The 20,125-nt window shown below is 53.9% G+C and carries 24 protein-coding genes; 8 read left to right on the forward strand and 16 right to left on the reverse strand.

Annotation, left to right across the window (positions count from 1 at the left end; translation table 11 throughout):
• Positions 1–33 precede the first annotated feature (33 nt).
• From E3E29_RS00230 to E3E29_RS00250, 5 genes are all read right to left on the reverse strand, one after another.
• Positions 34–1,191 (reverse strand): FAD-binding oxidoreductase, encoded by a 1,158-nt coding sequence (locus E3E29_RS00230; protein ID WP_167909733.1) that lies wholly within the window; start codon positions 1,189–1,191, stop codon positions 34–36.
• Positions 1,181–1,495 (reverse strand): (2Fe-2S)-binding protein, encoded by a 315-nt coding sequence (locus E3E29_RS00235; protein WP_394352951.1) that lies wholly within the window; start codon positions 1,493–1,495, stop codon positions 1,181–1,183. Before E3E29_RS00235 ends, E3E29_RS00230 begins: the two co-directional genes overlap by 11 nt.
• Positions 1,479–2,000: a 4Fe-4S dicluster domain-containing protein gene (locus E3E29_RS00240; RefSeq protein WP_167908999.1), complete on the reverse strand. Its 522-nt coding sequence runs from the start codon at positions 1,998–2,000 to the stop codon at positions 1,479–1,481. Before E3E29_RS00240 ends, E3E29_RS00235 begins: the two co-directional genes overlap by 17 nt.
• Before the next feature lie 85 nt (positions 2,001–2,085).
• Complete coding sequence (locus E3E29_RS00245; protein WP_167909000.1) at positions 2,086–3,612, reverse strand: FAD-dependent oxidoreductase; 1,527 nt, start codon at positions 3,610–3,612, stop codon at positions 2,086–2,088.
• A gap of 139 nt (positions 3,613–3,751) precedes the next feature.
• Complete coding sequence (locus tag E3E29_RS00250; protein WP_167909001.1) at positions 3,752–4,915, reverse strand: GTP-binding protein; 1,164 nt, start codon at positions 4,913–4,915, stop codon at positions 3,752–3,754.
• A gap of 140 nt (positions 4,916–5,055) precedes the next feature.
• Between E3E29_RS00250 and E3E29_RS00255 the strand changes: the two genes are divergently transcribed.
• Both E3E29_RS00255 and E3E29_RS00260 read left to right on the forward strand, forming a co-directional pair.
• Positions 5,056–5,511: an Lrp/AsnC family transcriptional regulator gene (locus tag E3E29_RS00255; RefSeq protein ID WP_167909734.1), complete on the forward strand. Its 456-nt coding sequence runs from the start codon at positions 5,056–5,058 to the stop codon at positions 5,509–5,511.
• A 233-nt stretch (positions 5,512–5,744) separates the two neighbouring features.
• Positions 5,745–6,110 carry a helix-turn-helix domain-containing protein gene (locus tag E3E29_RS00260; RefSeq protein ID WP_394352952.1) on the forward strand — a complete coding sequence of 122 codons (366 nt, stop codon included), beginning with the start codon at positions 5,745–5,747 and terminating at the stop codon, positions 6,108–6,110.
• Here the strand turns inward: E3E29_RS00260 and E3E29_RS00265 are convergent.
• Genes E3E29_RS00265 through E3E29_RS00275 form a run of 3 tightly spaced genes read right to left on the reverse strand, consistent with a single transcriptional unit; the run spans position 6,107 to position 8,994 of the window.
• On the reverse strand, positions 6,107–7,804 hold the full coding sequence (locus E3E29_RS00265) for a DUF4910 domain-containing protein (RefSeq protein ID WP_394352953.1): 1,698 nt from the start codon (positions 7,802–7,804) through the stop codon (positions 6,107–6,109). The two genes, E3E29_RS00260 and E3E29_RS00265, sit on opposite strands and share 4 nt — an antisense overlap.
• A gap of 1 nt (position 7,805) precedes the next feature.
• Positions 7,806–8,258 (reverse strand): hypothetical protein, encoded by a 453-nt coding sequence (locus E3E29_RS00270; protein WP_167909002.1) that lies wholly within the window; start codon positions 8,256–8,258, stop codon positions 7,806–7,808.
• A 10-nt stretch (positions 8,259–8,268) separates the two neighbouring features.
• Positions 8,269–8,994, reverse strand: coding sequence for an ATPase domain-containing protein (locus E3E29_RS00275; RefSeq protein ID WP_342764638.1), 726 nt, complete (start codon positions 8,992–8,994; stop codon positions 8,269–8,271).
• An 85-nt stretch (positions 8,995–9,079) separates the two neighbouring features.
• On the opposite strand from E3E29_RS00275, the gene E3E29_RS00280 reads away from it, so the two are divergent.
• Complete coding sequence (locus E3E29_RS00280; protein WP_167909003.1) at positions 9,080–9,712, forward strand: HAD-IB family phosphatase; 633 nt, start codon at positions 9,080–9,082, stop codon at positions 9,710–9,712.
• 82 nt (positions 9,713–9,794) lie between these two features.
• On the opposite strand, the gene E3E29_RS00285 is transcribed toward E3E29_RS00280, so the two are convergent.
• Both E3E29_RS00285 and E3E29_RS00290 read right to left on the reverse strand, forming a co-directional pair.
• Complete coding sequence (locus E3E29_RS00285) at positions 9,795–11,021, reverse strand: A24 family peptidase C-terminal domain-containing protein (RefSeq protein ID WP_167909004.1); 1,227 nt, start codon at positions 11,019–11,021, stop codon at positions 9,795–9,797.
• A gap of 22 nt (positions 11,022–11,043) precedes the next feature.
• The gene (locus tag E3E29_RS00290; protein WP_167909005.1) at positions 11,044–11,226 is read right to left on the reverse strand and encodes a class III signal peptide-containing protein; all 183 of its coding nucleotides are present in this window, start codon (positions 11,224–11,226) and stop codon (positions 11,044–11,046) included.
• Positions 11,227–11,297: 71 nt separating this feature from the next.
• Between E3E29_RS00290 and E3E29_RS00295 the strand changes: the two genes are divergently transcribed.
• A complete protein-coding gene (locus E3E29_RS00295) occupies positions 11,298–11,636 on the forward strand; it encodes an ASCH domain-containing protein (protein ID WP_167909738.1) in 339 nt (112 codons plus the stop codon).
• Positions 11,637–11,640: 4 nt separating this feature from the next.
• A complete protein-coding gene (locus tag E3E29_RS00300) occupies positions 11,641–12,210 on the forward strand; it encodes an ASCH domain-containing protein (protein ID WP_167909006.1) in 570 nt (189 codons plus the stop codon).
• On the opposite strand, the gene E3E29_RS00305 is transcribed toward E3E29_RS00300, so the two are convergent.
• The 5 genes from E3E29_RS00305 to E3E29_RS00325 are packed head-to-tail and all read right to left on the reverse strand — an operon-like array spanning position 12,207 to position 15,506.
• Positions 12,207–12,614 (reverse strand): ribonuclease III family protein, encoded by a 408-nt coding sequence (locus E3E29_RS00305; protein ID WP_167909007.1) that lies wholly within the window; start codon positions 12,612–12,614, stop codon positions 12,207–12,209. The two genes, E3E29_RS00300 and E3E29_RS00305, sit on opposite strands and share 4 nt — an antisense overlap.
• Positions 12,598–13,938 (reverse strand): hypothetical protein, encoded by a 1,341-nt coding sequence (locus tag E3E29_RS00310; RefSeq protein ID WP_167909008.1) that lies wholly within the window; start codon positions 13,936–13,938, stop codon positions 12,598–12,600. Before E3E29_RS00310 ends, E3E29_RS00305 begins: the two co-directional genes overlap by 17 nt.
• 55 nt (positions 13,939–13,993) lie before the next feature.
• Positions 13,994–14,281, reverse strand: coding sequence for a DNA-directed RNA polymerase subunit L (locus E3E29_RS00315; RefSeq protein WP_167909009.1), 288 nt, complete (start codon positions 14,279–14,281; stop codon positions 13,994–13,996).
• Positions 14,271–14,918, reverse strand: coding sequence for a DUF2067 family protein (locus tag E3E29_RS00320; RefSeq protein ID WP_167909010.1), 648 nt, complete (start codon positions 14,916–14,918; stop codon positions 14,271–14,273). The genes E3E29_RS00315 and E3E29_RS00320 overlap by 11 nt, the downstream gene beginning before the upstream one ends.
• Positions 14,919–15,506: an exosome complex RNA-binding protein Csl4 gene (locus E3E29_RS00325; RefSeq protein ID WP_167909739.1), complete on the reverse strand. Its 588-nt coding sequence runs from the start codon at positions 15,504–15,506 to the stop codon at positions 14,919–14,921.
• Between the two features lie 90 nt (positions 15,507–15,596).
• Between E3E29_RS00325 and E3E29_RS00330 the strand changes: the two genes are divergently transcribed.
• The 3 genes from E3E29_RS00330 (at position 15,597) to E3E29_RS00340 (ending at position 19,298) form a co-directional block, all read left to right on the forward strand.
• Positions 15,597–16,241, forward strand: coding sequence for a DUF432 domain-containing protein (locus tag E3E29_RS00330; RefSeq protein WP_167909011.1), 645 nt, complete (start codon positions 15,597–15,599; stop codon positions 16,239–16,241).
• Between the two features lie 2 nt (positions 16,242–16,243).
• Complete coding sequence (locus E3E29_RS00335) at positions 16,244–17,344, forward strand: mechanosensitive ion channel family protein (protein ID WP_167909740.1); 1,101 nt, start codon at positions 16,244–16,246, stop codon at positions 17,342–17,344.
• A gap of 76 nt (positions 17,345–17,420) precedes the next feature.
• Entirely contained in the window at positions 17,421–19,298 is a 1,878-nt protein-coding gene (locus tag E3E29_RS00340; RefSeq protein ID WP_167909012.1) for a threonine--tRNA ligase, read from the forward strand.
• Here E3E29_RS00340 and E3E29_RS00345 read toward each other — a convergent pair.
• A complete protein-coding gene (locus E3E29_RS00345; protein WP_167909013.1) occupies positions 19,288–20,061 on the reverse strand; it encodes a hypothetical protein in 774 nt (257 codons plus the stop codon). The genes E3E29_RS00340 and E3E29_RS00345 overlap by 11 nt on opposite strands.
• Positions 20,062–20,125: the final 64 nt, after the last annotated feature.

Here is a 20,125-nt window from a genome sequence, read left to right on the forward strand (position 1 = left end):
CAGAGCAATAAAAAACATGAAGAAAAGAAAGGGTCATCCCATCTGGATGGCCTTTCCGCGGAGTTCGCCGCGCTCGAAGCGGTAGGGGTCATAGAAGTCGAGGGGCTTGTTCGTCTTCCCGTCCACGATAAGCTCTGCGAGGGCCTCTCCCACGACTGGGGCGAGCATGAAGCCGTGTCCGCTGAAGCCCGCCGCGATGTAGAACTCGTCTATCTCGTTTATCCTACCAATTGTTGCGTTTCCGTCGGGCGTTTCGGCGTAGAACCCGCCCCATATCCTGATGACGTTCACATACTTGAGCGCGGGAATTATCCGGGCGAAGCGGTAGCTGACACCGCGAAGGAACTCGTAGGTTGGCGTTATATCGTAGGTCGGCCCGTACTTGAGGCCGTAGCCGCCGATGACACCCCCTTGGTTTGCCTCCTGCGTAAGGTAAACACCGCCGTGTTTGAAGGAGACCACCATCGGTTCTATCTGGCCAGGTTTTATTGGCTCGGTCTTAACGCCCTGATGCTTGTAGGGGTGGATGGGGATATCAACCGGAACGCCCGCCATCTCGTTTATCTTCGATGCCCAAGCGTTGGCCGCGTTTATCACCCGCCCCGTTTTTATCTCCCCTCTGTTCGTTACAACGGCCTTTATCCCCCCGTTTTCAACTTTGATACCCTTTGCCTCTGTGTACTCGTATATCTCAACACCAAGCCTTTTGGCAGCTTCCGCGTAGGCAAAGACGGCTTTAAACGGGTTCGCCTTTCCGTCGGTGTGGTTCCAAGCGGCTCCTATCACCCCATCTGTGTTTAGGAGCGGGACTATCTCCCTGGCCTCCTCTGGGGTTATTATCCTTGATGGGACGCCAAACTTGTTCTGAAGGCGGACGTTCTTTTTAAATGACTCAAGCTCTTCCTCGTCGTAGAGCAGGAAGAGGTAGCCGCTCTGCGTGAACTCGACGTCGTGTCCCAGCTCCTCCTTCAGGCCTTCCCAGATTTCGACGGAGCGCTTCATCATCCTGATGTTAGCTTCGTCGCCGAACTGCTGCCTTATTCCGGTTCCGCAGCGGAAGGTTGAGCCGTTGCCGAGATAGCCCTTTTCAAGAACCACCACGTCACTTTCGCTGAGCTTGGCGAGGTTGTATGCTATGCTGAGGCCTATTATACCGCCGCCGATGATGACCGTCTTTGCCTCACTCTTCATCGTCATCACCCATCTCGCCCGCCAAAACCCCCATCATCACAGGCCTGACGGGAACGCGCGTTGCCGGAACCGGAATCTCATCGGGCTTCTTCCCGGTCTTCCTGGCGATTATCGAAATCACGAGGGGAATGCACGTCCTTCCCTGGCAGGGACCCATCCCAATCCTTGTGAGGCGCTTTATCTCCTCGATGTCGGTGATTCCCCGGTCTATCAGGTCCTCTATCTCCTTCTGCGTGACGTCGTTGCACCGGCAGATTATTATCTTTTCCCTTGGGTCTCCTGTGTTCTCAGTCATCTTCACCATCTCCCGGCACCTTAATCGACCTGACATCCCACGCCAGTTCCATAGGCACCTCCACCGTAACGACGGCGGTGTCGCCCATGCTCTTCTCGCGCGGTATTACTAGTGTGACCTTCCCTTTTCCAACGGGTTCTCCGACGCGGTTGAGGAGAATCACCTCATCACCGCGCTTTGGAACCGGGAGAAGTTCGTAGGGCATCGTTATCCTCGCTTTGTCCCCGACGTAGTGCACCATGAAGAACGCCAGTCCGGGGCACACCTGAACGCACAGGGAGCAGCCAATGCACTTATCGTAATTGACAACGGGCCTATCGTTGGGAGTTGGCATGCTTATCGCGTTGACCGGGCAGACTTCCTTACATGGCGTGCAGGGTATCTCCTGCGGGCATTCTGGAACGGCAACGGGCTTCATCCTCAGCCTCTCTTCACTCGGCTTGGGGGTCATCTCAAAGAGCTCGTCAACGGTGAGGTACCCCTCCCTGAGAAAGTGCGGTATTTCATTACTCATACTCCCGCCTCCACAGCCCTTTTGACAAAAGCGCTGGCGAAAAAGAGGACTCTACAGCCCATAACGTCACCGCGGGGATACAACTTCATACCCTCGCCTCCCCGGCTTTCTTAAGCTCGGCACCGGCCATCGCCTTCCTTATTCCCTCGAGTATGTGTTTTCCGAAGGGTCCGGAGCGGAATTCGTCAAGGTCGCGCTGGGCTTTCCTTATTTCGTTGAGCCACTCTGAAGAAGCAACTCCGGCCTTGAGCGCCGCGGCAATGCCTGCTATCTTCCCTTCGAGCATTGCAGTGGTTGCTTCTTCTATTCCCGCGGAGTCTCCTGCGACAAAGATTCCCTGAACGGTCGTTTCCATCCTCTCATCCCTTACCGCCACGTGTCCGCTGAGCTCCCTCACGTATCTTATCTGGCAGCCCGCCTGGTGTAGGAGCTCTATGCTTGGCCTCAACCCGACGGCGAGCGCCACGACGTCAACGTCGAAGACCTTCTCCGTTCCTGGAATTGGTCTCCAGTTGTCGTCGAGCTGGGCCACCACCGCCCTCTCAACCTTTTCCTTTCCCTCTGCGCGCAGGATGGTGTGCCTCGTGAGTATCGGGACTCCCAGCCTCCTCACCTTGGCCGCATGCACGAAGTAACCCCCGACCCTTGGCATGGCCTCGACTATCGCCTTCACCTCAACGCCGGCCTGTATGAGCTGGTATGCCAGAATCAGCCCGACGTTGCCTGCTCCGACGATTAGAACCCTGTCCGCTGGCTTTACTCCATAGGTGTTCATGAGGGTTTGTATTGCCCCCGCACCGTAGATTCCAGGTAAATCGTTGTTCTCAAAGGGAATCATCTTCTCCATCGCGCCCGTTGCCACGACGAGGCTCTTTCCCGTAAATTCTATGAGCTCCTTGTTCTTCCTGATGGCAGTTACGAGCTTTTTATCCCCCTCCTGGAAGATTCCAACGGCGGAGGTTTCCGTGAAAACCTGTATTCTCTCCCTCTTTTTCACTTCCTCCGTGAGAATGCGGGCTATCTCAACGCCCCTGACACCTGCGAACTGCTCCCGCTTTCCAAAGAACTTGTGGGTCTGCTTGACGAGCTGACCGCCGAGCATGGGCTGTTCGTCGATTAGGATTACATTTGCTCCGGCGTCAGCTGCGTGGATTGCTGCCATCAGGCCGGCAGGTCCGCCGCCGATTATGACGACATCGGCCTCGTATCTGGGTGCATCCTTCCACTCCGGCGGCTTTGCGGTTCTTGGGAGCTCTTCCTTGCCATTTTGGGTCTCTACCCTCATGCCGTCCTCAACGAGGGTTATGCACGAGCGGACGTTTGGGATGCCGTTTACCTTGACCAGACACGAGGAGCACTTTCCTATTGCACAGAACAGGCCCCTTGGTCTGTGCTTCTCGCCGCTGTAGCTGAGAACCCTTATTCCAGCAGCGTGCAGGGCCATCGCTATCGTTTCCCCTTCGTAGGCCTCTATTGGCTTTCCGTCAAAATATATCGTTACCTTTCTGCCCCTTCTTTCATTGAAGCTCAGAATGGGATGTTCTTTAAGGCGTGCATCCCCCGGATGGGGTTTCCCCGAAGAATCCCCTTCCGTAGGCCTAGGCCCTTCCATGTTATCACCTCGAAGACATTAAGAGCGCTCATAGATGGCCCTCGATGTTTATAAACGTTAAGATGCACATCAACAGAGAAAATTAATATGTAAAAATATTTATGTGCCCCTTATTTAGAAAGAACCCGGCATTCTGCCGCTAGCGGGCGTGAATCTCCACGATATCCCCGTCTTCAAGCACGTGGTCTGCCCCAACGCGCTGGCCAGGGAACTTGACGCTCTTGCCCCACACCCGTGCGTAGCGGAAGTTTTTGGCAAAGTCCTTGTGAATCCTCTCCGCGAGATCCATGACCGTCGAGCCCTTCCTAAGGGCCACCGGTGGGTATGCAGGGTCTTCACCTGGGCTCTTCGTGAAGACACGGATTATCCCGGCCAGTTCGTAGAGCTCGTCCTTCAGTCTGTCCAGTTGTATCTTCCTCTTCGCCGAGACGGGAACGATCTTGAAGCGGTCTTCATATTCTTTAACCAGCTTTTCGTAGTTCTCCTTGCTGCCCGGGGAATCTCCCTTGTTGGCGATGATTATGGCCCTTTTCCAGACGAGGCTCTCATCGAGCGCGTCCGCGAACTCCTCCAGAGTTACCGGCTCCTTGACGGTTATCTCGGCGGAGTGAATCCTTTCCTCGTACACCATTCTCTTTGCCTCGTTCACGTCTCCCCTGATGTTTTCCACTCCGTTGATGATGATTCCACCACTGGCAGTCCGCTTTATCTCTACCCTGGGTCTCCTCCGGTTCACCTTTATCCCGGCCCTCTCGAACTCCGTCAGGAGGGTTTCCAGTTGCTTAATCGGGTCGTGGGAGAGGTCAACAACTATGGCTATGGCGTCGGCGTTCCTCACGACACTCAAAAGCTGGGGCCCCATGCCCTTTCCGAGGGCGGCACCCTCAACGAGTCCAGGAACCTCAACTAGCTGTATCTGGACGTTCCTGTGGTGCATCATGCCCGGAATCGGCTCGATTGTAGTGAAAGCGTAGTCGGCCACGTCGGTATCGACGTTGGTTAAAACTTTCAAAAGGGAGCTCTTACCCACGTTCGGGAGGCCAACGAGGACTATCTGCGCGGCCCCTTCCTTTTTGACAGCTATGGAGTAACCGCCGCTTTTCTTCTGTTGCCTCTGCTTTTCAAGCTCCTTTCTCAGTTCAGAGAGCTTTCGCTTTATCTGGAGCCTGAGCTTCTCGGTTCCCTTATGCTTGGGAACCGTTGCGTACATCTTCTCAAGGGCCCGTATCTTCTCCGGAATCGTCTTTGCCCTGTGGTACTCTTCCTCTGCCGCCAGGTACTCTGCTGTCACGTTCGTTGGCATGTTCACCACCCTGCTCCGAACCTATGGAGAACTGGCGTTTTATAAAGATAATGTGGCCGACTTTCAGTTGGCCCCCCTTGGGTCTCCCCAAAAATCGGCAGGTTTATATAGCCTTTCGAAAATTTTTTGTGGTGGTGTCATTGAGGGGAGGCCTTGATGAAGTAGATAAGAAGATACTCGCGATACTTCAGAGGAACAGCAGAACACCCCTAAGAGAGATTTCCAAGGAAGTAGACCTCGCTGAGTCCACGATATATGAGAGGATAAAGAAGCTTAAAGAGAAGGGAGTTATAAGGCGCTTCACGGTTCTCCTTGACCCGGCATCAATAGGGCTCGGTATGCTGGCGTTCGTCTTAATAAAAGCGAAGGCAGGTATGTATTCTAACGTTGCTGGAGAGCTCAAGAAGTACCCTAAGATTGTGGAGGTCTATGAGACCACCGGAGACTACGACATGATAGTCAAGATACGGGCCCAAGACAGCGACGAGCTCAACGACTTCCTGGACAAGATTGGGGACATAGAGGGCGTTGAGTCCACCCATACAATGGTGGTCTTAAAGGCCCACAAAGAGGACATGGAACTCCCGATCGAGTGAACCTCTACTTTTTTAAGCTCTCTTTTCCAACTCAATCTGCCGACAGTGAGGGGACATTTTGTCTCCTCATGGGCTCGGTTAATCCGCCCCCGCAAGGCATCGGGTTCTATGAGCGGGGAGTGCTCACGCCGAGCCCACAGGGCCGGGAGCATCCACCCGCGCGATGAATGAACGCGGGTCTCTGTACCCGGCCCACAGCTGCGACTTTTTCCGGCACAATGTTTTTAAGGGGTATGAAAGTCTACTTTCATAGGGACGAAACCATGGGTGCAAAAGAGGACGTCTACAAAAAACTGGAGGGAATTCTGCGTGTAATGGGGCTCAAAAAAGGAGAGCTCAAGATATACCGCCTCCTCCTGGAGAAGAAGCGCCCTATGAGGATAACCGAGATTCAAAAGGAGCTGGGGATAAGCGAGCGCTCCGTCAGGGCCCACGTCCTCAACCTGTATCGGAAAGGAATTCTTCAGAGGAAGCTGGTTGAGCAGGGCTGGCTCGGCTACGTTTACACCGCCACCTCGCCCCGCGAGCTTCTTGAGAGAATAAAGAACAACATCCTAAAGAAAATAGATGAGCTTGAGAACGAAATCTCTGGGGATTAACCTCTCCATCTCACCAGACCACTTTTCTCCGCCAGTTCCATGAGTTTTTCGAGCTTTTCCCTCTCCACTTCCCCATATTCCTCTTTCAGCGCCGTGTAGGCCTCTCCCTCCGGAAGGAGTTCTCCAAGCATTATCAGTTCGTGGAGGTGGACGACCCTCCTCCTGTCCTTTGTTAACTCCTTGAACTCATCGAGGTGCTCCTTCGCCTTGAGTTCCATTATGTCCTCTCCCATCCTCCCCCTGAGGGTCCACTCAAGCCAGGGTTCAGCATCAAATCTGTGCCCAAGCTTGGTTCCCAGGAACTCCGAGTCGCGTGCTAGTCCCATCATGACTAACTTTTCCGCAACCTCTGTTTCGCGCTCCATTGAGAGCTCCCCGAGGTACCTCATAGCGTAGCCTCTGGAGAAGCGCTCTAGCTCTTTGGAGGGTACCTCCGCGAGGAAGAGGGCGGAAGAGAGGACGGCGTCCCCTATGATCCTGATTGCCTTAAGGCTGAGCTTCTCCACGGTATCTGCACTTGAGTGGTAGAACCTGTCGGGCCACGTTATCGGCATTACCGATGGAATACCGAAGAAGTTGAGAACGTCATGGTCGCTTCCCATCTCGTAGGGAAACGTCCTGAGCTTCATGCCGGGCAGCGGTTCCCCCGTCAGGCTCCTGCTTCCTGAGACGTTCGCCAGCTCAAGGGCCCGCTCAAGGACACCCGAAACAACCGAGAACCTGGAAAGTGGTGTCCTTACCACCATTAGGGTCGAACCGGAGCGGTCCTGGCTTCCCCCAATCATATCTAGGTTGAACCCAGCGTAATAATCCTGAGGGTCAATGTCTCCGGCAAAGAAGGCCTGTGTCCCGTAGTATTCAGGAACCCAGAGGAAGGAGAAGCCAAAGCGGAAAGAGTTGTCCCAAAGCCTGCTGAGAACCCTTGCAAGTTCCATTAGCATGGCGCTTCCTGAGGCGTTGTCGTTGGCCCCCGGTTTGGGGTGACAGATGTGGGCGGTGAATGCTACGAAGGGAGGGTCCCCGATCCTTGCCTGGAGGATTGGAAGGCGCTCCTGTGGAGGAGTCTCGACTTGGACTGCGAACCTGGCACGAACTTCCAAGCCGGAGAGCGACTTCTCGATAACCTTGTTGGCCCAAACCTCTGACACGGTTAAGGCTGGGATTCCGGCCCACTCAAGGTCTTTTTTACCCAGGAAGAGTCCGATGTATGGGAAAGCCTCCCCTGTTCCCCTGCGATAGGCGATGAAAGCAACCGCTCCCTCTTCGTTGGCCCTTTTGTATGCTTCCCTCCAGTCCTTTCCAACGAGGACGACCTTTCCTTCTGCCCTCTTCCAGTCTTCCTCTCTGATTATTGGGAGTACGGTTCCCTCCCCTTCTCCAGACGGGGAGTGGGCCATGACGATTAGGGGTGTCTCGGCCGATGTAACCCTCCTACCCCCAATCTCAAGCTCCGCGTGAAGGAGGTTCCATGCTATAGGGCTTCTGAGTGTCAGGTAGAAGCTCTTTCCATCGTACGTCCTGTCGAGCCGTTTTGATTCGATACCCCACGCCGAGAGCTCCTCCTCTATGTATCTAACGGCCTCAACGAGCTCTTTTGAGCCCTGTATCCTGTGGAACTGGGCTATCTCACCGATATCGTGCAGTACCCGGTCAGTATTGATTCGAGCCTTCTCTGTGTAATTTTTCAATCCCAACTTACTCCTCCCCCAGCTTCAGCATTCTGGGTATTTCAAGGTGCTTAAGTGTATCCAGAAACTCCGGCGGGAGAACGAGCTTTGTGGTCTGGAGGAAGCGGGCAAATTCCGCTCTAATCTTCTCTTCCGCGGGTCTGGCGGTCTCCTCTGGGGGAGCGACTATCTTAGGCTTAGGTCTAACCTCCTCGCTTATCTTGCCCTTTTCTATGAGTCCGAGATGGATGTCCTCCTCTTTCTTCTTTGCTCCGTCCTCCTTTCCCCTAGCGTACGCCTCCTTTACAAGGGAGTAAACTCCCAGCTCCTCAGCCTTCTTGTACAGCTCTTCCCTTTGCTCCCTTGCCCAGCCCAACCAGTCACTGTGGCCGTGGTAACCCAGGAAGTAGCCAAGATTGTAGGCCTCTTCAAGAAGCCCGCGAACCTTCTCTTTATCCACTGTTTCCTTCTTCTTTGCCATCGCAATCACCTCAGAACGGGGCCTCCTGATAGACCCTAATTCCCTCGTCTGTGAACCGTATCCGCTTCATGTTGCTGTCGTGGGGCACTCCATGCATCTTCAGCACCTGCAGGGCTCTCACCATCTGGTAGTTCCTCATGAAATGGTGTATCACTATGACACCGTCCGATAGGTAGTGCTCGTCTGTGTATGCGTCACCCTGGAGCATTTCTGCGGTTACCACTGTTGTGATTTCCAGCTCTTGGAGGGCTCTGATGAACCGCCCCAGCGCCCAGCGCTTGTTATCCGGGTCTTTAACCAGGTGTTCCATCGATGTAAATGAATCGATAACGACCCTACTTGCCCCCTCCTCGTTGATTATCTGGAGGATCGTGTTGAAGAGCTCGTTCCAGGTGAGGCGGTATTCGGTGCGCAGGAGCCGGCTTCCAAGGTCGTGGAAGGTTATCGTCTTGGACTGGAGGTATCCAAGCAGGCCAAAATTGTAACGCAGCATATCCTGCACTATGATTTTTGGGTTCTCGACCAGGGAGATGAACGTACCTTTCTCCCCGTTTTTCGCGCCCTCCACCAGAAACTGAACTCCGATGGTGGTTTTGCCGCTTCCCGGCGGCCCTGTGATGAGATAAACCCTGCCTGGAAGGAAGCCCCCACCTATAACTTCATCCAGCCCTGGAATTCCTGAGGGAACACGTTCCAGAGTCTTCAGTATTTCGCCAACGTAGACCACCTTTTTCACCGTGACTACTACGTTGTTTGGATATTTAAGTTATATCCCGCGGGAAGTTTATAAACTGATGAAGTCAATGGGATGAGGTGAGAAGATGAGATTGGCGGCTTTTGATCTTGAGGGAACTCTGGTGAAATCAGTTTCGGGTTGGGTTGAGCTCCACAAACGCTTTGGGACGTGGGATAAGGGAAGCGAGTACGCTCAGATGTTCTTCAACGGTGAAATCGACTACGCGACATGGGCCAGACTGGACGCCTCACTGTGGAGGGGGCACCGGAGGGAGGAGATACTGGAGTGGGTGGAATCCCTTGAGTATATGGAAGGGGTGAGGGAGCTCTTCGACTTCCTGCGAAGAAACGACTTCAAAACTGCCATTCTGAGCAGCGGCTTGATGTGCCTTGCCAGTAGGGTTGGAAAGGAACTCGAGGCTGATTACGTGTTTGCGAACGAGCTCGTTTTTGACGAGAACGGGGTTCTAACTGGTGAAGTTTATCCCCACGTTGATTTCACGGGGAAGGGCCCCATTCTCCGTCGCCTGAAGGAGGAGCTCCGACCGGAGCTTACGGTTGCCGTCGGAGATGGCTACAACGACATAGCCATGTTCCGTGAGGCCGATGTCAGCATAGCGATAAACCCACATGGGGGCGTTGAGGGGGACCACGTCGTTGAAAATCTGTGGGAAGTAATGGAGATAATCCGGGGCCTCGTTGGGGGTGACTCTCAATAACGGAATAACGGAAGGGAACACAAGGGGGATGACGAGCTTTTGCTTTGCTGAGGTGTGATGAGCACGCCCTTCCCTGACCCCTTTAAAGCCCCGCCGTCTTGAGTATCAGCCACCAGAAGATATCTCCCCAAAGGGCTGAGATGAGGAAACCGAGGAAGATGCTGGGTGCGAACGGCATCGACTTCTTTCTGATGAACCTGTTCTCCAGCTTCCCCTCGCTGACCAGTTCTTTGAGCTTCTCTACCTGCTCCCCGCTGAGCCCCTCGGCGCTTGGTGATGCTATAACTTCCCCCTGGCTTCCGGAGAGGGCTTTGAGGTTTCCAGAGAGTAGTGCATCCTTCAGCGCCTCAAAGAAGTCCCGCCTGTCGCGGACGACGTCATCGCCGTTAAGGTATATGGTCTCCCCCAGGATATCCCATTCTCTGAGCTCCTCCACTGGAACTTCCTCCACAAGCGCCCTCCTGCGGAGAACCTTGACGACCGAGAAGAACACCTTGAAGACGTACAGGACTGCGAAGAGCTTTCCATAGGCGTAGACGACATCGGTGCCCCCTACGTAGAGGAGATACCCCAGAACTGCAAGACCCACCGCGTCTCCCGCTTTTCTGTACTTCCCGAACACGGCTATAATGACGAGTGTAAGGAGGTACTTAACGACCGGGTTGAGCACAATTCCGTGGTTCTCAAGGAGTATAGCAGCCCCTATTCCTGCCATTACCCACAGGGAGACCTCCATGGTTAATGTGAACCCCTCAGTGAAGACGGCCTTGAGTTCTTCAGTCTCTCTCCTCACCAGGAGTATGCCGAGTGCGTAGAAGAAGAGGAACGGAAAGATGGCGAGAATACTGTTGAAGAGGATCGACAGGGGATAGAGGGGGTAGGTGCTCTCGTACGGGGCCACTACCTTTGCGTAGCTCAGGGGGAGGGGCAGGAGTGCCGAGAAGGCCGCTAGAACCACGACGTCACCTGAGGCCCATGCCCCTGCGTAGTACAGCACCATTCCAAGAATGAACCCGAAGATCAGCCCTATTAAACCGGACAGGGCAAGCAGAATGTCTCCATTTCTGAGTCCGAGGTACAGGTAGAGAAGAATCCCGATTTCGGCTGCTGGCACGATTACCTTTCCAACCCACTTGGGGAGGGGTAGTTCCTCTTCTTCCTCTTCTTCTGCCCCCTTCAGGTGTTCAATCAGGCCCAGAAGGGGAAAGGCATGGTTGTCAAAGATGAAACCGGTCTTCATATCGGTGTACGACGTTAGAATCCCCATGGTAGAACCGACGATAAGTACGACTACCTCATAAGCAAGCATAGTGTCTCCCCCGAAGAAGTATTCACAGGTTCTCAAGAACCTTCTTCCTGACGACGCTGGTGTAGTCAGAGACGTTCTTCTCCAGGTACTTTGTGCTGTCCATGACCGCCTTCAGCGCGATGGCCACGAGTATCAGCGCCGCCGCGAGCATGAAGAGATATTCAATGGCACTCTGGGCCCGCCTGTATCCCCGCACTTCGACCATATTATCAGCTCCATATTAATTTCGCTCCGGTTAGATTTAAAAGTTTCCCTTGGATTATGGATGGGATGAACATGAAGGTATACAGACTGAGGGTTCGTGAGGAGTACCTGGATTACATAAAGTCCGGCGAGAAAAAGATTGAGGTGAGGGCGGATTACCCTCAGTTCAGGGACATAAAGCCCGGGGACAAGATAATATTCAACGACGAGGTTCCGGCGGTCGTCACGGGGGTGAAGCGCTACGAGACGTTCAGGCAGGCCCTCCGCGAGGAGCCGATAGCAAAGATATTCCCTGACGATCCGGAGTTTGAGAGGGCTGTGAAGCGCTTCCACGGCCTTTATCCGAAGTGGAAGGAGAACCGTTACGGTGTGATCGCCATGAGGTTCAAGCTCCTGAGCCCCGAACGGTGAGATTATGAGGCACCTTGAGTTTGACGGGAGGTACGCCAAGGCAATACTGAGCGGTCGGAAGAGGGCCACGGTCAGGCTCGGAAGGAGGCCTAACCTTGGTGAAGGGGACGAGGTGGTGATGCACTCCGGTGGTTACGCCATCGGGAGGGCCCTGATTGAGAAGATCGAAAGCAAAACTGTGGGAGAGCTGACGGATGAGGATGCCTTTCTGGACGGATTTTCAAGCAGGGAGGAGCTCATCAATGGCCTCAAAACACACTACAAGGAAGTTTCGCTGGATTCCCCTGCTCATGTGATACGCTTCAGGCTCGTTGAGAAGTTTGAAAGGCCTCCGACCTCCTCCGATTATGCGTACGAGGGCAATAACCCACTGGAGATAGCGGAGAAAGCTCTAAAGCACCTCGACCTTTCGGAGGAGGACAGAAAACTCATCGAGCTCTTCCTCCGTTCCGGGAGTCTCAGAAGGGCCGCCAGGAAGCTCGGTGGGATAAACAAGCGGCACCTCATACGGGAAGCCCTCAGGAAAGCATACGCGGAGCTGAAAAAGCAGGGCATAATGGGCCCAAGGATTTAGAGGCCGAGCCGCTCTTTTATAACTTTGAACAGCTCTCCAAAGGCCTTTCCAAGGGCCTCTTTGTTCCGGTATGGGTGAAGGACATCATCCGTGAAGTTGTGGGACAGTATCCCAACGGCCTCTTTCACGCTTATCTTACTTTGAAGCCATGCATAAGCTAGGAGGGCCTCGGCAATGTCACCTTTACCGTGTTTGTCCGTTCTCCGTGGAATTACCTCTCTAAGGCCCGCCATTTCAAGCGCTATGGCGAAGGCCGCGTTCGGGACCCTTCCCCCCGTGGGCTTCCCAGTGTAACTGCTCAGGGCGAGGGAGTAGATGAAGTTGGCCAGTGAATCGCCGAGGGTGGCCAGCCCTTTGTCTTTGAAATCCTTTTCGTATGATACCCCTTTAAGTGGGTTCTCCATTTCTGCATCCTCCTGAAAGGGTTGCGGCGAGGGCCCAGGTAATCAGAGCAAACAGCAGGAACGTGAAGATTAGGGAGAGCTCGACGAAGGGCCACGTATCGAACACCATTAGAGTGTGGCGGTCTATAAACCTCACCATATCCCAGTTGGGTTTCTCAAAGTGGACGTGGAACCAGAAGCTCGTGGGGAACATTAGGGGCCATAGTGTGGCGGGTAATCCCGCGAGTAGCTCAAGGGCGCGGGTGGACCAGTCCGACGAGACGAGGGCAAGCGCCATGAACGCGAAGAAAGGCAGGGTGTACTGGGTGTTGACGCGCCAGTATGTGAGGAGAAAGGCCGTGTAAGAGAGGGCCAACGACAGCTCAAGGTTCCGGGTTTTCATGTGGATGAAGAGAACCACTCCGAGGGCCGCCAGCGAGAAGAGCCACCAGTGCTTCATGTAGAACATAGTGTCTATTCCCGCCTTGTCGTGCACGTACGTTAAGAGGCTCACCACACCGTTGAGGTTGTATGAGATTGGATACGTGTAACCAGGTTCCATCCCCTGCATCAGCTTTGGGATTTTCAGGAGAGAGGATGGTCTGAGAAGGAAGGGCGCGAAGGGAACAATGATACCGGCCAGAAATGGCTTTAGGGACTTCATGAGGCCTTTCCATCTTCCTCTGAGGAAAGCGTCCCACAGAACGATTATCGCTGGAAAGAGGATAGTGTGCTTGACGGCCAGACTGAAGCCGATGAGAAAATAGCCGAGCTTTCTGTTTCCGGTTTCGAGGAAGTAGATGCCCAGCAGGAAGGGCAGGACTGCCATTCCGTCGAACATCCCGTATATCGACGAGACGTATATCACCATCGGATTGAAGAGGTAGAGGGCCGCGAGGAGAACCCCCGTCCATCCGTTTTTGAGTTTTCTTGAGGCGTATGCGTACAGAACCCCGGCTATACCTATGTCTGCCGCGATGAAGAGTGATTTAACAGCCACCACCCACGAGCGGGCGATATAGACGTGATACCCGCTGGAGTCCCAGAAATATTTGATGCTCCCGATTCCCAGAAGGCGGAGAAAGCCCAAGAAGTAGGCGAGAGCCGGACCGTATACGTAGGGCCAGTTATATGGCCACCCCTCCGCCTTCCAGTGGTCTCCTGAGGCATAGGCATAAAAGTCAAGGGGATGATGGAGCATCGTGTTCCCGAAACCGTAGAACTGGGGGATGTCGCTGCCCGCGGAGAATGGAGCGAGGTAAGCCCTCACCAGCAGGGCAACTGCGATGACCGCGATGAGGGCATGTACTGGTCTGATGGAACCTTTGAATTTCAACTTGTCCATGTTTGAAAATGTACTCTCAACCTTTAAAAAAATTCCGCCTAATAATAAAAGGGGTTTAGGAGCTTATGGCGGTGTTCCAGGCGTCTAGGACTTCCCTCGCCTTGTCAAATATCTTCTGGGCAGCCTTCTCAAGGGCTTTCTCCGGCATTTCCTCTCCGTCGGTGGTGACCTTGAACCTCGGTTTCCTCGCCATGAGTATGGGATGATCTATGGAGTAGGCCGCAAACTTGACGTGCTCGTCCCCGTGGAGTGTCTCCACGAGAAGGTTTGCGAACGTGTGATCCTCTCCCTCAAGGTAGAACTCAAGCGTGTTCCCTTCCCTCTTTATGACCTCAATCTTCATCGCTATCACCTTCCTCTCCCTCAAGATGACGTATCAGCATTTCCAGGGCATGCCCCTTGTTCTTGACGAGTTCGTATTTAAACTTATCCTCCTTCCACTCCGCTATACCCAGGTCCACGAGAAGGTTGAGAACGTCCTCAGGCTCCATTCCAAAGGCCACGGAGACGGGAAGGACGACCTCTCTTATCTGCCTCGTGGTCTGGAGGGAGATCTCCGAGAGGGCCTCCCCCAGGTTCTTGACGATTTCCACAAGCTCTTCCCACGGAACGGACGATACTACCTCGCTCCCGTCTTCCTTCAGCTTCACTGTCTCCCCCATCAGTTCGAGGGTCTTGACGATTATGGGGATTGAGACACTGGTTCCGGCGTCCCTGAAGAGGTCGTCTGGCGAGTAGTGGTAGAGGCCGCCCTTGTCCGGAGAGAGCTTTGCCCTCACCCTGTTGTGGATCGCCCTTATCTTCCCGATGGCCTCCCTTATCTCGTCCTTAGTTCCCTGCACGTTTATTTTGATTGAATCCAGTTTGCCGTGGACGTATATGAAAGCTGGTAGGTTCAGCCTCTGGAGCTCTCTCATGAACTCCTCCTTTTCGCGCTCGTCCCTTACGTGTATAGTTATCACCCGCTTCGCCCGGGCCATTCAGATCACCAGCTTGCGGTAGAGTGTGGAGAGCTTCCTCGTTTCAACGTTGCCGCACTTCGGACAGATGAGCTGGTTTCCGCGCCTTATCAGTGGTGTTCTGCAGCGGGAGCAGAGGGCGTAGACCACCCCCAGGTCTGGGGCCTTGGTTGTGAGCTGGATGGGGCTCTTCTCGTTGGATATGACCCTCGCACGGACGATGTCCCCAATCTTGAACTCCTTGCTCAGATCCTCGACGAAACCGTTCCTGACCTGAGAGACGTGTATGCCCGCAATCTTGGAGGTGGCTATGTCCCTTCCATTCTTCCCCTCTATTCGTATCAGTTCCACCAGGGCGTTCTGTCCCCTGACCTCAATGATGCGTCCGAGGACTATGTCTCCGACCTCTGGAAGGGGTGGGACATCCGTAACTGGGTCAACGTGAATCTCCATCCTCTCCGGGTCTATCCTTACTTTACCCGCCCGCGTGGCTATAAGTTCCCCGTTTTCTTCTTTAACGCCTTCCCCTGGTAGGTATTCCTCGATGACTCCTAGGTAGTCCCCTGGAAGAACGAGCTGTCCTTCGCTCGCTTTTTTCTTTTCCTCCATTCCCCTCACCTCTCATTGAATTTTTGACTGGATTTTTTAAGCCTTTGCACCGCGATAACCTTAAATCCAGTTGAGCACTAAAGTATAACCATGTTTGGTGAGCACGAGCTCAAAACCCAGTTCATAAAAATAGGGGACACTAAAATCCACCTCCTTGAGGCTTCCCCGGGTCTGGTTAGATACCGGAGGGAAGACCTTGAAAAGCTGATAAAAATCAAGGATGGGGAGAAGCTCAGCGTTCTTCCCGCCCCTGCCATTGGCTACGGAGTTAGGCTTCTCATGATAAAGTTGCGTGAACCCCTCATTATCCCCCCGAAGGATTCTCTTCAGGGATTTGTTGACGCGCCAGTAGAGGTTGAGGTGAGGGTTGGCGGAACCTCCATCGATAGGTTCCAGGTTTCCAGGGAAAAGTACGCCCTCTACGGCACGATAGAGGCCGGTGCCATCGCGAGATACCATGTGGGGAGCCTTGAAGTGAACGAACCTTCCATGATGGGGGTTATTAAGATGGTCATATCAAACCCCTCCTCCGAGTGGAAAACCCTGGAGAAGCTTGTGATGCCGATATGGAACACCACGATGTACTATTCCCCGGAGAGGGCTTACTATCCTCTCATCATCGTCACGCTGAAGAACCACGTTCCTGAGGTAAACAACACTGGAAGGGCACCAAGAGAGGGGCTCGTTTCAGTTGGGCCCGGCGATGCGCTTCCCAACTTCCTCATGAGGTGGTGAGGATGGATCCGGTGAACGCGACGAACACGACTGCGGCGATATCGGCGTGGGAGAAACCTCTAGTACTGAGCATAACCCCGAAGGGGATAGTCGAAGCGATAGCTATAATCATCGCCGCGTATCTCATAGCCAGATTCATTCGCTATTATCTTCTCAAGCTCTCGAGGGAAACGAACTACGTCTGGATATTCAACGAGGACACCGCTGGAACGCTTTACAATATGATAATCTTCGTCGCGTTGGTTTACTCCGTCGGAGCCCTCGGTGTTTCTTTCAAGGTGGGAGGCGTTGAGATAAGCACGCTCTTAACCGCTTTACTCATCTTTTACTTCAGCTATCTCTTGGCCAAGAAGTCGAGAGACTACATGGTGATGCGAACCCCGCCGGAGAAGCTCCCGGAGACCCAGGTTAAGGCAAAGCTGTTCTATTACACTGTAGTTACGATAGCCTTCTTCATAGCCCTCGACATAGCCGGACTCAGCGGCAGGCTGTCAACGGTCATAGCCGCGGCCGGGATAACCGGTATCGTCCTCGGTTTCGCCTCCCAGACCGTCGTTGCCAACTTCATCTCGGGCGTTTTCATGTACTTCGACAAGCCCCTCAAGATAGGCGACGCGGTAAGGATAGGCGATTTTGAGGGTATAGTCACCGACATAAGAATACTCTCGACGAGGATCAGGCAGTGGGATGGCACACTCGTGAGGATACCAAACGAGAAGCTCTTCAACAGTGAAATCATCAACCTCCAGAAGTATCCTGCGAGGAGGGCTGAGATAACCGTCGGGATAGCTTATAAGGAGGACGCCAAGAAGGCAATCGACATCATCATGAGGGTCCTGGACGAGGAACCTGCAGTTCTGGCCGAACCTGAACCGAGGGTCTACGTGAGCGAACTTGGAAACAGCTCCGTGAACATGACTATATGGGCGTGGGTTCCCAGCAAGCTCTGGGTCGGCCAGAACCTCCTGCGCTCAAAGTACAGGGTTCTCCGCAAGATCAAGGAGGCCCTCGATAGGGAGGGCATAGAGATACCCTTCCCGCAGAGGGTTAACTGGTTCGCCGAGCCCCTGAAAATAAAGATCGAAGGGGAACACGAGAGTTGATTCCCCTGCAAACAGGTTTATAAGCTGGAGGGAAAACTTTTAGTAATTTCCCCCCATGTTAAGGTGGTGGTTAAGGATGAGAATGCTTCTGATACACTCGGACTACCTCGAATACGAGGTCAAGGACAAAGCCCTGAAGAACCCGGAGCCCATAAGCGACGAGCAGAAGAGGGGCAGGCTGGAAGAGGTTCTGGCGGTTTTCATCAGCGTCGAGAAGGTTGACGAGAGCAACCCGGATAAAGTCGTTGAGAAAGCAGTTATGGAAATCAAAGACGTTGCCTCACAGGTTAAAGCCGAAAGGATCTTCGTTTACCCCTTCGCCCACCTCAGCAGTGAGCTTGGCGGGCCCGATGTAGCCCTCAAAATCCTCAGGGAAATCGAGGAGAAGCTTAAGGAGAAGGGCTTCGAGGTCAAGCGCGCCCCCTTCGGCTACTACAAGGCCTTCAAACTCTCCTGCAAGGGACACCCGCTGGCGGAGCTCAGCAGGACGATAGTTCCGGAGGAAGCGGTCTCAAAGGAGGAGCGCAATATCGCCCTCGAAAAGGAGGAGGTGCTTAAGAGCTACTGGTACATCCTCACGCCGGAGGGTGAGCTGATTGACGCTGAGAAGTTCGACTTCACCGGCCACGAGAACCTGAAGAAGTTCGTGAACTACGAGATTCACAAGAACAGGATAGCAGACAAGGAGCCCCCGCACGTCAGGATAATGCTTGAACAGGAGCTCGTGGACTACGAACCGGGAAGCGACGGCGGAAACCTCCGCTACTACCCGAAGGGAAGGCTCATCAAGGGCCTCCTTGAGCAGTACGTAACCGAGAAGGTCGTTGACTACGGTGCCATGGAGGTCGAGACGCCCATCATGTACGACTTCGAGCACCCAGCGCTTGAGAAGTACCTGAACCGCTTCCCAGCCAGGCAGTACGTGGTAAAGAGCGGCGACAAGAAGTTCTTCCTCCGCTTCGCGGCATGCTTCGGCCAGTTCCTCATAAAGAAGGACGCCATCATAAGCTACCGCAACCTCCCGCTCAGGATGTACGAGCTCACGCGCTATTCATTCAGAAGGGAGAAGAGCGGCGAGCTTTCTGGCCTCAGGAGGCTCAGGGCCTTCACGATGCCGGACATGCACACAGTCGCCCGCGACCTCAAGCAGGCCATGGACGAGTTCAAGAAGCAGTACAAGCTCAGCATGGAGGTCCTCAGGGGAGTTGGACTAACTCCAGAAGACTACGAGGTTGCCATTCGCTTCACCGAGGACTTCTGGAACGAGAACAGGGACTTCATAGTCGAGCTGGCGAGGATTATAGGAAAGCCCGTCCTCGTCGAGATGTGGAAGCAGAGGTTCTTCTACTTCATCCTCAAGTTCGAGTTCAACTTCGTTGACAACCTCGACAAAGCTGCAGCCCTCAGCACCGTTCAGATCGACGTGGAGAACGCCGAGCGCTTCGGCATAACCTACTACGACGAGGAGGGCAAGGAACAGTACCCGTTCATACTCCACTGCTCGCCGAGCGGTGCGATAGAGCGCGTCATGTACGCGATCCTGGAGAAGCAGGCGAAGCTCCAGGCGAAGGGAATAAAACCGAGCTTCCCGCTCTGGCTCAGCCCGATACAGGTTCGCGTTATTCCGGTCAGCGAGGACGTTCTTGACTATGCCTTCTATGTCGCGGGCAAGCTCGAGGGAGCTAGGATAAGGGCGGACGTCGATGACACCGGCGACAGGCTCAACAAGAAGATAAGGAAGGCCGAGAAGGAGTGGATACCGTACATCATCGTCGTCGGAAAGAACGAGAAGGAGCAGAACACGGTAACCGTCAGGAGGAGGAGCGACGGAAAGCAGGTCGAGACCCAGCTCGAAGACCTCATTAAGGAGATAAGGCAGCAGACCGAGGGATTCCCCTACAAGGGGAGACCACTGCCCCTGCTCCTCAGCAGGAGGCCGAAGTTCAGAGGGTGAGCCTTTCACCGTTTTTCTTTCCTTCCTCTTCGAGAATCCGCTTTATCCTGAAGCGCTCCCTTCCATGTTTTCCGGTTTTCTTCAGTATAAACTCTGAAGGTTTAAAGTTTGGGATAGGGGCCTTGAGGAGGTAGAGGTGCTCTTCGATGTTCCCCTTTCCTAGGAATATTCTTGAGAGGAAGACGTAGTCGCTGAGTTCGACCGCCCATGCGGTGAAGCTCCGAGAAACTGTGTCTTTGTTGAGTGTGACGACCATTGAACTCCTGCTGTTTATGGATGAATACTGGGCTATGATCTGGCTCATCAACTTTGTCGTCGGTTCTTCACCCGCAAACTGCACGACACCGTGGAGGGGATATACAAGTCGGAGTAGCCCCTTGTTTTCTATCTTGGGAAGGATGTGCTCAGTGTAGATACGCCATATCTTGGGGTTGAGTGTTTCTGGGTCAACTTGATCCAGATAGAACAGGTTCTTTGCCGTCTCTTGGAGGTGGTAGCGGGAGCCGAAGATATCTATTATGAAAAGGAGGTCGTCTTCCATGGCCTTCTGGACGTCCAGTCCCATTAGTTTTAAATCTCTGAAGAGATGCCCTGCAGGCTTGGTGTAGCTTGTTATCACCGCCGCGTTCCCACTTTCAACCATCTCCTTTACCATGAGGAGGGGAAGCTCCCAGCTAGTTGAGTATGTCTCGTAGATGAAAGCCACCGTCGTTCCGGGGAGGATGCTCTCAAAGAGCCCACCGAGGGCATCGCCGCTGCCCATGTTATCACATTGTTATATGTGCTGATGTTCCCTATAAGCTTTTTCAGGGAAGACCAACACGTGG

This window comes from Thermococcus sp. Bubb.Bath, assembly GCF_012027595.1.
Taxonomy (GTDB): Archaea; Methanobacteriota_B; Thermococci; order Thermococcales; family Thermococcaceae; genus Thermococcus.